This is a genomic window from Haloarcula pelagica, assembly GCF_030127105.1.
GTDB lineage: Archaea > Halobacteriota > Halobacteria > Halobacteriales > Haloarculaceae > Haloarcula > Haloarcula pelagica.
Genome location: NZ_CP126161.1, coordinates 725,776 through 739,224, shown reverse-complemented (window position 1 = coordinate 739,224; position 13,449 = coordinate 725,776). Strand labels below are relative to the sequence as shown.

Here is a 13,449-nt window from a genome sequence, read left to right as displayed (position 1 = left end):
CGACGATGGCCGTCATCAGCACGACCGACGCGGTCAAGGAGTACGACTCCGGGGACAAGACGCTGCGAGCGCTCGACGGCGTCGACCTCGCGGTCGATCCCGGCGAGTTCGTCGCCATCGTCGGCCCCAGCGGTAGCGGCAAGTCGACGCTGTTGAACCTGTTGGGACTGCTCGACGAACCGACCGACGGCTCGGTGACCGTCGAGGACGAACCGGTCTCGGAGCTGTCGATCCGCGAACGGACGGACCTCCGCCGGGAGACGGTCGGGTTCGTCTTCCAGTCGTTCTACCTGGTGCCGACGCTGACCGCCCGGGAGAACGTCACGGTGCCGGCGCTGATCCGTGGGAACCGATCACGGTTACTCGACCGCGCCGAGGGGTTGCTAGAGCGGGTCGGGATGGGCGACCGACTGGAGCACTACCCCGACGAACTCTCCGGGGGCCAGAAACAGCGGGTCGCAGTCGCGCGCTCGCTGATCAACGACCCCGACATCCTGCTGGCCGACGAGCCGACCGGGAACCTCGATCAGGACACCGGCGCACAGGTTCTGGACGTGTTCGGCCGGGTCGCAGCCGAGGATGTCGCCATCGTCACCGTCACCCACGACGAACAGGTGACCGAGTACGCCGACCGGACCGTCACGCTGGTCGACGGGAGCCTCGACACATGATGGAGTCGGTCCTCTCGCGGCGCCTGCCGCTTGTCGCCTACGCCTGGGAGAACCTCACCAGGGCGCGCGCCCGGACGGCGCTGGCGATGGCTGGAATCACCATCGGGGTCGTCGCCATCGCCTCGCTGGGGATGTTCGGGGCCGCCTTCGAGCAGTCGACGCTGAACCGCGTCGACGACATAACCCGCAGCGTCTGGCTCACGCCCGGCGAGGACGCCGAGTTCGAGGAGTTCTCCAGGGACCACGTGGCGATGATCGAGCGGTCGACGGACAGTCCGGTCTACACGATCAAACAGCAGTCGACGGGGGTGACCGGGCTCAGAGCGACCGAGCAGGCCACGGTGTACGGCCTCTCTGATCCCGGGGCGTTCGTCGCGGCCGAAGACGGTCGCGTCCCGGAGACGTGGCGGTCCGGCGCGGCCGTCGGCCCCGACCTCGCGGAGACGCTGGATGTCGGTGTCGGCGACAGCGTCACGGTCGACGGGGAGACCTACCGCGTCGTCGCCGTGCTTGAATCCACCAGCCGCTCGTCGCTCGTCCGGACCGACAGCGCCGTCGTGCTCCCCCAGTCCCAGGTCGAGACCGACGGCTACCAGTCCGCGATCATCCGGGAGGACTCCCCCGAGGCGGCCTTCCGGACCGCCGATTCCCTCGACGCGGAGCTCAACGGCCGTAAGGAGCTCTACGCCGTCCAGGACGCAGAGCAGGCCATCGAACGGTTCAATCAGCAGATGGCACAGATCGACACGTTCCTGCTGGGCGTCGGGGGCGTCTCGATGCTCGTGGCCGCGGTCAGTATCCTCAACGTGATGTTGATGTCGACCATCGAGCGTCGGGGTGAGATCGGTGTCCTCCGGGCGGTCGGCTACCACCGCCTGGACGTGTTGCGCCTGATGCTCAACGAGGCGATGCTGCTGGGTGTCGTCGGCGCGGTCCTGGGGGTCGGCCTCAGCGTCCTGCTGGGCATGGCGATCAACGCTCAACTGCTGTCGGACCCGCTCGCGTTCACCGCAGAGGCGCTCCGCTACACCGTCGTCGGGTTCGTCTTCGGGACGGCGTCGAGCTTCCTCAGTGGGCTCTACCCCGCCTGGAAGGCCGCCAACGCCCGTCCGGTCGAGGCGCTGCGGGACTGACCCACTGTCTCTGGCCGTGAAACGCTGCGGCGGGTGTTTTTTTCCCTACCGGTCGTCCGTCTAACTGCCCGTCGGCCGGTCCCGACGCCGCTCCCCTACCCACCCCGCTGCCTGCGTGCACCCCCCGCTGACCCCCCCCGAGGCGTCTCCGACCGGCTTCGGTCGCCAACCGTCCCCCGACGGGCGCCCCTGTCACCGTTCCACGACCCCCACCGCCGTTCCGAACCCAGCAGGATTTTGGCAGTCTACGGGTAACACAGACCCGTGTCGTCACGAACGACCCTCCTCGCGCTCACTGCCGTCGTTGCCCTCCTCGTGGGGACGATCGGTGTCCTCGCGACCGCCGGCGGGACCCTCGTCGCCGGCACCTCGGTCGCCGACCCCTCTGTCACCGACGAGCCGCCACCGCCCGACACCACACCCCGGTCGCCGACCCGGGGCTCGGACATCGATCGGATGCACACGGCCGGCATCACCGGCGAGGGCGTCAGCGTCGGTGTCGTCGACGTGACCGGCTTCGATCCGGACCACCCCGGGCTGGACGGCCACGTCGTTGCCGCACGCTCGTTCTCGCCCGGTGACGGCGTCGAGAACGGCGGCCGGAACAGCCACGGGACCGCGGCGGCGTCGCTGGTCGCGCGCAGCGCCCCGGATAGCGACCTCTACCTCGCCAGCGTCGACACCGCGACGAGCTACGAGGCGGCGGTCGAGTGGCTCGTCGCGGAAAATGTCGATGTCATCGTCGCGCCGATGTCGTTCTACGGGAAGCCCGACGACGGGGAGTCCCACGTCGCCGACGTGGCGCGGGCGGCGACCGAGCGGGGTATCGTCTTCGTCGCGCCGACCGGAAACCTCGCGAGCGCACACTGGAACGGGACTTACCAGCCGGTCAACGGGGGCGTCCACAGCTTCAACGGGGGCACGCGGAACTACCTCCGGGCGACTGACCAGTCACGCCTGCGCCTGTGGCTCTCCTGGGACAGTTCCCGTCGCGGTGAGGACTACACCGCCGAACTCTACTGGACCAACGGGACGGCGCACCGACTGGTCGCTCGCTCGCAGCCGTACCTGGCCGACAGCGTCCCCAACGAGCGGATCGTCGCCGGCCTCCGCTCGGGTACGTACTACGTTCGGATCACCGGGCCCGCCAACGCGACCGGCGCGACGCTGGACCTCGAATCGCCGACCCACACCTTCCAGTTTCACTCCTCCGGAAGCATCACCGCGCCCGCGACGGCGCCGGCCGTCCTCTCCGTCGGCGCCTACGACCCACAGACCGGCGGGGTCAGGTCCTACAGCTCCCGGGCTACCGGGGGTGATGCCACCACCGTCGACATCGTCGCCCCCGACGGCCAGTCGGCCGCGACCAAACCGGAGGGGTTCACCGGTACGTCGGCCGCGGCCGCCTACACCGCTGGGACGGTCGCGCTGATGCTTGACGCCAACCGATCGCTGACGCCGGCGGGCGTCGAACGGGGAGTGACTTCGACGGCAAACGACGTTCGGGCCACCGGCCCCGACCGGGCCTCCGGCGCCGGGAGAATCCAGCCCGCGCGGGCTATAGTGGTCGTTCACAACCATTCAAACGACGATTTGAGTAACGGATAGGGATTTGTGGCTCTGCCCTGAAGGTTCGGCCACAGTCACATGTCGGGACTCATCTCACGTCTGCAAGACCGTTCGACGACGACCACGGCCGAGACGCCGCGTGTGATCGAGATGGCCGACGGTGACGCCGACGAGGTCCTCGACGCGCTGGGCTCGGAGACGCGGCGGGCGACGTTCCGAGCGCTGTTCGAGGAGCCCGGCACCGCCTCGGAGATCGCCGATCGGCTCGACACCTCGATCCAGAACATCGACTACCACCTCTCGAACCTGGAGTCGACGGGACTGGTCGAACCCGTCGAGACGGTCTACTCCGAGAAGGGCAACGAGATGACGGTGTACGGCCCGGCGAACGACCCGCTCGTCTTCGTCGGCAACCGACAGCCCCGCGAGACGGCCGACCAGTCGCTGACCGAACTCGTCGGCGGGATCGGCCTGCTCGCCGCCGCAGCCCTGTTCGTCCAGTGGGGTGCCGAACTGCTCGTCAGGAACCGGACCGCGCTCGGTGCGGCCGGCCCCTCCGGACAGGGCGCGGTCGCGTTCCCGGACGGCTCTGTCGGCTGGATGGTGTTCGAGGTCATCGAACCCGGTGTGCTCTTTTTCATGCTGTGTCTGGTCCTCGCCGCGGCGACGGCTCTGGCGACACGCCGGTGAGTCCGACCGACCGCTCCGCCGAACTGTCCGGTAGTTCACAGCTAGCGGGTTTCACGCCCCTTCATTTATTACCCTATTGCCCCGTGTCTGATATGGGGTGACAATGTGCAGACGACTGGGGACGCAATCCGTGTCCTCCACGTCGACGACGAACCGGAGTTCGTAGAGATGGCTGCGACCTTCATCGAAGCCGAAGACGGCCGGCTCGATGTCGAACCGGTGACCAGCGTCAGCGACGGGCTGGAGCGACTCGCGGCGGACGAGTTCAACTGTATCGTCTCGGACTACGACATGCCGGGGCAGAACGGGATCGAGTTCCTCGAAACCGTCCGGGACGAGTACTCCGACCTCCCCTTCATCCTCTACACGGGCAAGGGTAGCGAGGAGGTCGCCAGCGAGGCCATCTCTGCGGGTGTGACCGACTATCTACAGAAGAAAGGCGGGACCGAGCAGTACGAACTGCTCGCGAACCGTATCCGGACCTCGGTCGAAGGCTATCTCGCACAGCAGGAAGCCGACTGGCAAGAGACGATCATCGAGAACATGGGCGAGGGCGTCTACGTCTTCGACGACGCCTATACTCTCCAGTACGTCAACTTCCGGGTGTCGGATATCGACGTAATCTCCGAAGAAGACTGGGCTGGGCGCCCCATCTCGTACTTCGAAGCGACCGAACTCCTCTCTCCGGCCGAGATCGAAGAGGTCAAAGACGGGATCGACCGGATTCTCGACGACCGAACGGACGAGTGTCGGCTCGAAATCGAACCGTCACTCCCCGAATCGGTGGAGACACTCAGTCTCCGTCTGGTTCCCGTCCGGACACGGAGCGACGAGAACCTGGTCCTCGCCACGTCCCGAGACATCACCGGACGCAAAGAGCGTGAACGGAGTCTCCAGGAACTGAAACGCCAGTACGAGACGCTCGCCGAGCACTTTCCCGACGGTGCGGTGTACCTGATCGACGCCGACTTCGAGTACGTCCGCGCCCGGGGGAAAGAACTGCGGAACGTCGGTCTCTCGCCCGACGAGATCGAGGGGAAGACCCCCCACGACCTGTTCCCGAAAGAGATCGCCGACGAACTGTGTGAGGCGTACACGAGAGCCTTGGAGGGTACCGCCAACACGATCGAACAGGTGTACCAGGGCGAACGATACCGGGTACAGACGGCCCCCGTGCGGGCCGAGGAGGGGTCGATCGACCAACTCATCGCCGTCTCCCAGAACATCACGGAGTCCGCCCGGAAGAAAGAGCGTCTCGAACGCCAGAACGAACGTCTCGAGGAGTTCGCCAGTGTCGTCTCCCACGACCTTCGGAACCCGCTGAACGTGGCCGACGGCCGACTCGAACTCGCTCGACAGGAGTGTGACAGCGAGCATCTCGACGTGGCTGGGCGTGCACTCACCCGGATGGAGACACTGATCGAGGACCTGCTCGCGCTCGCACAACAGGGGCTCTCCGTCGGCGAGACGACCGCTGTCGCGCTCGCGGACCTCGCAGAGAGTTGCTGGCAGGCCGTCGAGACGGCGGACGCGACGCTCAGTGCCGAGACGGATTGCGTGATCCAGGCCGACCCGAAGCGGTGTCAACAACTGCTTGAGAACCTGATCCGGAACTGTGTGGAGCACGGCGGCGAGGACGTGACGATCACGGTCGGAGCGCTCGACGACGGAGACGGCTTCTACGTCGCCGACGACGGGCCTGGCATCCCTACAGACGAACGCGAGGCGGTGTTCAAGAGCGGCTATTCCACGACCGACGGGGGGAGCGGGTTCGGGTTGGCGATCGTCAGGGAGATCGTCCAGGCCCACGGCTGGGCGATCACCGTGACCGAGAGCGAGCACGGTGGCGCACGCTTCGAGATCAGCGGTGTCGAACAGGCTTGCTGAGCTACCCCTCGGCGACTGATTTCCATAGCCCCTGTTCGACCGTCTGATCGCTGCTTTCACACGATATCGGCAGGAACAGTGGGGGACCGGAACGGGGTGTGGCGTCAGTTACGGAACAGGCCCAACACGAGCCCCAGTCCCGCGATAGCCAGGACGCCGCCGACGGCGAGGGCACCGCTGCCCAGCAGCGACGACTGGGACTCCTCGCTCGGCGTCGCCGGCGGGGTCGAGTCGGTGTCGTTGGTCAGCGACCCCTGGACGGAGAGCGTGCCGATGTCCTCGGGGGAGCCCTCGGCCGACGAGCCGGCGTAGATGTCGATGTCGTAGTCACCGGGCGCGACCGCGCCGTCGGCTCGCTGTGTCGTCACGGTGACCGAATCGCCTTCCTGTGCGGCGACCAGCGCCGGCTGGTCCCCGTCGCCGGTCGCGGTCGTATCGAACAGGAGGGGGACCGCCCCGTCACCGGTGCCGTCCTCGACGGTCGCGATCACCTCGACACCGCTCTCGGGGGTTCCGATGGCGACCGTCGCGGTGCTCTCGTTCCCCATGCGCAGCGCCAGCGTCGTCTGCTGGCCCGTCCGGGTTCTGACGATCGTCTCGTCGAGCCCCAGTCCGGTTTCCGTGTCGCTCGCGGCGCTGGACTCGCTCGACTCGGCCGGCTCGCCGTCGGTTTCGCCGGCGTGGAGGACGATCGTCCCCTCCATCACTGGGTCACCGGTCGGAGCCTCGCTGGCAAACAGTGCCGTGTCGTAGCTCGCGGGGTCGAGTCGGTCGACGTTCAGGTCCGGCTCCGAGCGGATCGTCACGGTGTCGCCGTCGTCCCTGGCGGTCAGGGTCGGCTCGTCCGACCCGACCGCGCCGGTGTGGAACTGCACCATGACGTAGCGGTCGCCGTTGCCGTCCCGGACGGTCGCGTTCAGTTGGTAGTTCACCGCCGGCCCGCCGATGACGAGCGACGCGTTGTCGCGGTCACCGACGGAGACGTTGAGCGGGACGGTCCCGCCGGCCACACCTTCCGCGATGGGCGACATGTCGACGGTGCCGGTGTCGACACTGGCGGCCCGCGTCACGGACTTCTCGTCTTCCGGCGTCGGCGTCGGGGTCACGTCACGACAGTCGCTGTCGCACTCGACGACGGTGCCGCCAGTCTCGACGACCGTCTCGCCGCCGCTGAGGACAGTCACCTCGAAGTCGGTCCCGACGGGGACGCTACTCATGTCCGTGGCCGTCCGGAACGAGCCGTCGGACTGTACCGTCGCGGACCCCTGGCGAAGGAACGGCGCCGAGGGATCCGCAGAGCGGAGCCGCACGGTCAGCGCCGTCCCGGGATCGATGTCGGTCTGTCCCGTGATCAGCTGGCCCGGCGCACTGGCGACACGGACCGTCTCGCCCTCGTGTTCGAGGGTGGTCCCGTTGGAACCCGTCTGTGACTCGGAATCGGCCGGCACTTCACAGCCGCCCTCACAGGGGACGACCGTCCCGGTCGTGTTGGTGAGGATTCGGCTGTCGTACCGGACACTGGCGTTGAACGCCGTCTCGGGTTCGACCATCGTCATATCGAACTGCGCGGCGAAGGTGCCGTCCTCGTTCACGGTCACCGTCTGCTGTTTGAGGAACGGGGACGATTCGTTTTGCTGGGATTGGAGCCGGACCAGCACCGTCGTCCCGGGATCGAGGTCGGTCTCGCCGCTGACAGTCTGGTTCGCACCGGGTGCGAGCGTCACGGTTCCGCCGTCGGCGTCGAGCTGCGTCCCGCCGGTGTCGGCGGCACTGACCGGAGCCGCGAGCGCGGTTCCGACGAGCGCCAGGGCCAGCAGGACCGCACCGGCCCGGCTCATCGTCTCACCGCTCGGCGTCGGCTGTTCGCTGGCTGTGCTGTGCGCGTTCGACTGTGGTCGGTCGGTGGAGGGCACGGTTTCATGCCAGCTACTCGTACAACGGGCGTATAAAAAACCGCGCCGGAAACTCAAATCCGCAGTTGAACAGCAGTGCTGGACGACGGCCCCGACGGCCGGTCTAGGGCGACCGGTTGATCGGGACGAACGGCAGCGTCGCCATCGTCTGTGCGTCGTAGGACAGCGCGTCGGACTGGTCTACGCCCGACGGCGTGAAGATGTCCATCAGCCGCGGCGCGTTGTCGATCGCACCGGACTTGCCGCCGCCGAAGGTGTAGCCGCCGGCGGTCTCGGTGACCGGACGGAGCGACCCGCGGTCTTCCGAGCCAAGCGCCGGGACGATCTCCAGGTCCTCGATGTCGGTCCCGCCGAACGCCTCGGCCGGGACGACGATGCTGACCGTACCGGCCTGTCTGTCGACATCCCAGGCGAAACTCACCGGATCGCCGTTGCTGTCGGTGAGCGTGGTGCCGGTCGGGTCGACGGCGCTGTTGGTGAAGCCGCTGAGTTCGACCCGGTAGTGCCACGGCTCCTCGAACTCGACGGCCGGGTTGATGCCGTTGGACACCGGCTGGGTCGAGCCGCCGCTGCGAGTCGGGTCACGGACCCACAGGATAAACCAGTGGGGCGAGAAGTTGTTGAACCCGCTGAAGGCGTCGTTGAGCGTCTCGACCTCGAAGGTGAACGTGTACTGACTCGGCGTCGCCTCGATCTCCAGGGATTCGAGGTCGAACACGCCGTCGGGGAAGGCGTTCGCCGTCGGGTAGGTGTACCCGCCGGGACCGTTGTCGTCGCCGGTCGGGTCCTGGAGCGTGGTGATCGTCTGTGGCCCCTGGACGCTCACCTGCTCGGACGCGTAGGTCTGGCCGCCGGGCGAGCGGACCTCGACCTGGTAGGTTCCGGGCTCGTCGATGGTCTGGCGGAAGGTGAACGTCGCCCCGCTGGCCCCCGGTGCGAACCGGGCGTTCTCGACGCTCTGGACCTCGCCGTCGACCAGGACTTCCAGTTCCTGCCCGCCGATACGGCTGCTGTTGTTCGTCCCCGTCGCCTCGACGAACGTCTCCCGGATGAAGAACTGGCTCTCGACCGAGACGGAGACGGACTGGCTGGGTCGGGAGTAGGCCGGAAGCTGTGACACGTCCGAGGCCGACGCGGGGCGGAGCCTGACTGCCGTCCCGCCCGAGGCGGCCATCGTCACGAACAGGTCCGTGCTGCTGTCGACGACGACGTCGTCGATGGCGACATCGGTGAGGTTCGAATCGAACTTCGCGTCGGCGCCGTCCTCGTAGATCTCGGCCACGTAGTCCTGGCCGCTCTCGAGGAACGACAGCGACACGTCGAGCGTCCGGCCACCCTCGTCGGTCATGGCGCCGAGATACCACTCGTCGCCGCTCTGGCGAGCGGTCGCCATGTACTCCCCGATCTCGGCGTCGAGGACCCGCGTGTCGTCCCAGGCTGCCGGTACGTCCTCGATGAACTGGAAAGCGTCGACGGTCTCACCGGTGATCGGCGGCTCGCTGGGGGTCGGCATCGACCCGTCGGCCTCGGTGACCGCGATCGAGTCGAGGTTGAACCCGCCGTACTCGTCTTCGGTGATCCGCAGAGAGAGGTCGTTGTCGCCGGCGCTCAGCCGCACCGGCACCGAGACGGTGTCCCACTCGTCCCAGTAGCCGGTGTCGGGGATTCCGACCCACTTCTGTGACTCGCCGTCGACGTGGACCTGCGCGGAGGCGTAGGCGTCGACGCCGTTGTTGTCGTTGTCGTTTGCGACCCGGAGGTGGAGGTAGTACTCGCCGTCGCTGGGGACGTTCTCGACGGTCCAGTACGCTCCCGACCCCCGGTCGGCGGAGGCGGCGAACTCGACGTACTTCTCGCCTTGTGCGTTGGCCCAGGAGGCGCCCGAGCCGACCCCGTCGAGGTCGGCCCACTCGGCCTGGATCACGTCACCGAGCTCGCCCGTCGGCGGCTGATCGGCGAGGTAGGAACTCGGGAGGTCGGCGACCATCTGGAGGCCGCTGAAGTAGTTCGGGTACATCGCGAGCTGTTTCGCGCGCGTGGTCTCGATGCCGCCCGACCCCGAGTCCATGTCGAAGATGCCGGGCGTGAACTCGGCGGGACCGCCGAGCATCCGGGTAAAGGGGAAGGTGACGTGGTGTTCCGGGGTGATCGTCCCGAAGGAGTCGTACTCCTGGCCGAAGACGCCCTCACGGGTCAGCAGGTTGGGGTACTGGCGGCGGCGACCGGTCGGGTGGATCGGCTCGTGGACTTCGAGCATCTGCCGGTTGGCCGCGGCGGTCTCCGTGATGTTCGTGTGGTGGTTGACGAGGACCTGGTTGTGGTGGTTGTGGCCCTCGCCCGCGAGGTTCCCGCTGTCGTTGACGTAGCCGGTCTTGATCGTCCGGATACCCAGATCGTCGTACAGCCCGAAGGCGTTCGAGGCCTGGGACTGGTAGTTCTGGAAGTCCCCGGCCGTCTCGTTGTGCATCGTCATCTGGGTCGGTGGGTTGAGACTCGCCCCGTAGCTGGTGACCGCTTCCAGATCGAAGTCCGGGTACGGCTGGGAGAAGTCGAACTCGCTCCCGTCACCCGGGTACGAGGACCAGCCGACGTTCCAGCCCTCGACGAGGACGCCGGGGATGCCGTGTTCGCTGGCGAAGTCCATGTACATCTGCGCCCGGCCGGTCTGTGCGCCGTGGTTCCCGACCCGAACTCCGGGCGGGTTCGCGCCCGGCTGGAACGAGTTGGTGTCCGGGTTGTACTCCCAGTCGGCGCGGCCGGTGATCATCAGCCACCAGACGCCGATGAACTTCTGGGGTTCGATCCAGTTCGTCCCCTGCGTGAACACGCTCGGATCGTAGTCCTCGTTGAGGTTGAGCACGAGACTGGACTCGATCAACGCACCGGGACGGTCCGCGATCTGGACCGTCCGCCAGGGCGTCATGTGCGGTGCGGTCGCCGAGACCTTCGTCCCGTCGGGCAGGGGTGCCAGGTCGGATTCGAGGGTCGTGCCGTCGTTCGGGTTCGGCGACACCGACAGCGACGCGTAGTCGTCCAGATTGGCCTCGTGGATGCTGAGATAGAGGTCCCGGTCGTCGTTCGCCATCGTCACCGGGGTGTGGACCCCGCCGTTCGAGCCGGTGAGGCCGTCCAGTTCCGTCTGGATCTCGCTCAGCGCAGTCTGGTTGTACTCGTATTCGAAGCTGTTCCAGTCGTTCTGGATCCACCAGGCGTCGTGGTCCGCCGTCAGGTTGTACTCGGTCCGCTCGGAACTGATGACGAAGTTCCCGTTCGCGGACGTGTTGAAGTCGTCGTCGAAGACGAACCGGAAGCCGAAGCCGTCGTCGAACACCCGGATCTGGAGGTTCCCGGACCGACCGGGTCCGCTGTCTTCCTCCAGGCCGACGACGAGTTCGTTGTAGTTCTCCCGGATCGAGTCGTACTGGTCCCAGACCGGCTGCCAGGTCTGGTCGACGCTGTCACGGCTGCTCCCGGTGACGTTCAGGTCGGGCGCCGAGTTACCGACCGCGAAGTCGGTCTGGTTCTGGAGTTCGAAGCCCAGTCCCGAGGTGTCGATCACCGTCGCCCCCTCGTAGTCGACAGTGTAGGTCGGCCGCCCCGAGGAGACATCGACCGTCAGGAGGATGCTCCCGTCCGGAGACGCGACCGTCTGTGTCGGTGTGTTCTGCCCGCTTGTCACCTGTGCGGCGACGCTGTCGGGCACTTCAAGCGAGTACGCTGCGGCTGCCAGGACTGACGTGACTCCCCCCAGGAAGCCACGCCGGCTCAGACCACTCGAAGAGTGTTCCGATTGTTCATCAACCATTAACGAGTACAATCCTTACCCGTGACGAGATAAATCTACTGGATTTTTCATGCAGGTGGTGGCCGAAAGACGGGTACCCTGCTGGGACGTTCTCTCGGAGTGACTGGTCACTACCGGAACGCGTCGTCGACAGTGTTTGGACAACCATTTAACCCGGGCCACAGAAGTCGCGCCCATGTCGAACCCGCGACTGCTGATCCTGGGGCCACCCGGCGCCGGGAAAGGGACCCAGAGCGCGAACCTGGCCGAGGAGTACGGTATCGAACACGTCACGACCGGTGACGCGCTCCGGGCGAACAAGGACATGGACATCAGCGACATGGACACGGAGTACGACACGCCGCGTGCGTACATGGAGGCCGGCGACCTCGTGCCCGACGCCGTGGTCAACGCCATCGTCGACGAGGCGCTCTCACAGGCCGACGGCTTCGTCCTGGACGGCTATCCCCGCAATCTCGAACAGGCCGAGGAGCTCGAAGGGATGACCGACCTCGACGTGATCCTCAACCTCGAAGTCGACCGCGAGGAGCTCGTCGACCGGCTGACCGGCCGCCGGGTCTGTGACGACTGTGGCGCCAACTACCACGTCGAGTTCAGCCCGCCCGAGACAGAGGGCGTCTGTGACGAGTGTGGTGGCGAGTTGATCCAGCGCGAGGACGACAACGAGGAGTCGGTGCGCAACCGACTGGATGTCTTCCAGGACAACACCGCACCGGTCATCGATCACTACGCGGACCACGACGGCTTCGTCACCATCGACGGCGAGGGGTCCCCGGACGAGGTGTGGGCGGCCATCCGTGACGCCGTCGACGCACGGATAGAGTAAAACGTTGATAAACCGTCGCTGCTGTACTATTCCACAATGGCACGCACCGCGCCGAAGGTAGAACGACTGGCCGAGGACGGCGAGGCTCTGACCGACGCCCTCCAGGAGGTCCTCTCTGTGGCCGAGGAGAAAGGAACCGTCACCTGGAGCGATGTCAGCGACGAGATGACGAGCGGCGAGTGGGGCCGGCTGATCGAGTCCGGTCTGCTCGTCGACGCCGACGGCGAGGGGTTCGTCATCGAGGACCCCGAGGGCGTCCGCGAAGCGCTCGAAGAGTCCGACGCCGCGCCGAGCGACGACGAGGACGACGGCGGCTGGACGACCTGGGACAAGCTCGCGGGGCTCGCGACGCTGGGGATGTTCGCCGGCTACTCGCTCAACTCCGTCCGGGACGCCATCGGCGGCGTCCTCGACATCGCGCTCGGCCCGCTCGCGGACATCCTCCCGTTCTACGTCGTCATCCTCGTGTTGGCAGTCATCACTGGCGCCAACTCGACGATCCTACAGGACAACCTGATGGACATGTCAGGGATGGAGGACCACCAGCAGAAGATGCAGGACCTCCAGGACCGCCGGAAGAAGGCCAAGGAACGGGACGACCAGGAGGCTCTGGACCGTCTCGAAGAGGAGCAGATGGAGATGATGGGCGACCAGCTCGGGATGTTCAAGAAACAGTTCCGCCCGATGGTGTGGATCATGGTCATCAACATCCCCATCTTCCTGTGGCTCTACTGGATGGTCTTCGGCCCGGGACTGAGCCTGGAGGCACCGGTCATCACGTTCCCCATCTACGGGGAGGTCGAGGCCTGGCGCCAGGGCGTCGTCGGGCCGATGCAGGCCTGGATCGTCTGGTACTTCCTGTGTTCGCTCTCGTTCACCCAGGTCATCCGGAAGGCCCTGAACGTCCAGACCTCGCCCGGCGCCGGGTGAGAAAGACAGCCTCTTTTAGCCCGCC

General features: G+C 66.7%; 9 protein-coding genes. 7 read left to right on the top strand and 2 right to left on the bottom strand.

Annotated features, from left to right (window positions below; genetic code table 11):
* Positions 1 to 5 precede the first annotated feature (5 nt).
* The 5 genes from P1L40_RS03995 (at position 6) to P1L40_RS03975 (ending at position 5,950) form a co-directional block, all read left to right on the top strand.
* A complete protein-coding gene (locus tag P1L40_RS03995) occupies positions 6 to 671 on the top strand; it encodes an ABC transporter ATP-binding protein (RefSeq protein ID WP_284010022.1) in 666 nt (221 codons plus the stop codon).
* A complete protein-coding gene (locus tag P1L40_RS03990; RefSeq protein WP_284010021.1) occupies positions 668 to 1,804 on the top strand; it encodes an ABC transporter permease in 1,137 nt (378 codons plus the stop codon). The genes P1L40_RS03995 and P1L40_RS03990 overlap by 4 nt, the downstream gene beginning before the upstream one ends.
* Before the next feature lie 264 nt (positions 1,805 to 2,068).
* Entirely contained in the window at positions 2,069 to 3,412 is a 1,344-nt protein-coding gene (locus P1L40_RS03985; protein ID WP_284010020.1) for a S8 family peptidase, read from the top strand.
* Between the two features lie 39 nt (positions 3,413 to 3,451).
* Positions 3,452 to 4,063, top strand: a complete 612-nt coding sequence (locus tag P1L40_RS03980) for an ArsR/SmtB family transcription factor (RefSeq protein WP_284010019.1) — start codon at positions 3,452 to 3,454, stop codon at positions 4,061 to 4,063.
* A gap of 105 nt (positions 4,064 to 4,168) precedes the next feature.
* Complete coding sequence (locus tag P1L40_RS03975; protein ID WP_284010018.1) at positions 4,169 to 5,950, top strand: hybrid sensor histidine kinase/response regulator; 1,782 nt, start codon at positions 4,169 to 4,171, stop codon at positions 5,948 to 5,950.
* Between the two features lie 104 nt (positions 5,951 to 6,054).
* On the opposite strand, the gene P1L40_RS03970 is transcribed toward P1L40_RS03975, so the two are convergent.
* Together P1L40_RS03970 and P1L40_RS03965 are read right to left on the bottom strand one after the other, a co-directional pair.
* Positions 6,055 to 7,788, bottom strand: coding sequence for a BGTF surface domain-containing protein (locus P1L40_RS03970; RefSeq protein ID WP_284010017.1), 1,734 nt, complete (start codon positions 7,786 to 7,788; stop codon positions 6,055 to 6,057).
* Between the two features lie 178 nt (positions 7,789 to 7,966).
* Positions 7,967 to 11,668, bottom strand: coding sequence for a glycoside hydrolase family 97 N-terminal domain-containing protein (locus P1L40_RS03965; protein WP_284010016.1), 3,702 nt, complete (start codon positions 11,666 to 11,668; stop codon positions 7,967 to 7,969).
* Between the two features lie 175 nt (positions 11,669 to 11,843).
* On the opposite strand from P1L40_RS03965, the gene P1L40_RS03960 reads away from it, so the two are divergent.
* Entirely contained in the window at positions 11,844 to 12,494 is a 651-nt protein-coding gene (locus P1L40_RS03960; protein WP_284010015.1) for an adenylate kinase, read from the top strand.
* Positions 12,495 to 12,530: 36 nt separating this feature from the next.
* The gene (locus tag P1L40_RS03955) at positions 12,531 to 13,424 is read left to right on the top strand and encodes a DUF106 domain-containing protein (RefSeq protein ID WP_284010014.1); all 894 of its coding nucleotides are present in this window, start codon (positions 12,531 to 12,533) and stop codon (positions 13,422 to 13,424) included.
* Positions 13,425 to 13,449 lie beyond the last annotated feature (25 nt).

Coding starts and splice junctions, on each gene's coding strand:
- P1L40_RS03995 (WP_284010022.1), top strand. CDS start 6: ATGGCCGTCATCAGCACGACCGACGCGGTCAAGGAGTACGACTCCGGG.
- P1L40_RS03990 (WP_284010021.1), top strand. CDS start 668: ATGATGGAGTCGGTCCTCTCGCGGCGCCTGCCGCTTGTCGCCTACGCC.
- P1L40_RS03980 (WP_284010019.1), top strand. CDS start 3,452: ATGTCGGGACTCATCTCACGTCTGCAAGACCGTTCGACGACGACCACG.
- P1L40_RS03970 (WP_284010017.1), bottom strand. CDS start 7,788: ATGAGCCGGGCCGGTGCGGTCCTGCTGGCCCTGGCGCTCGTCGGAACC.
- P1L40_RS03965 (WP_284010016.1), bottom strand. CDS start 11,668: ATGGTTGATGAACAATCGGAACACTCTTCGAGTGGTCTGAGCCGGCGT.
- P1L40_RS03960 (WP_284010015.1), top strand. CDS start 11,844: ATGTCGAACCCGCGACTGCTGATCCTGGGGCCACCCGGCGCCGGGAAA.
- P1L40_RS03955 (WP_284010014.1), top strand. CDS start 12,531: ATGGCACGCACCGCGCCGAAGGTAGAACGACTGGCCGAGGACGGCGAG.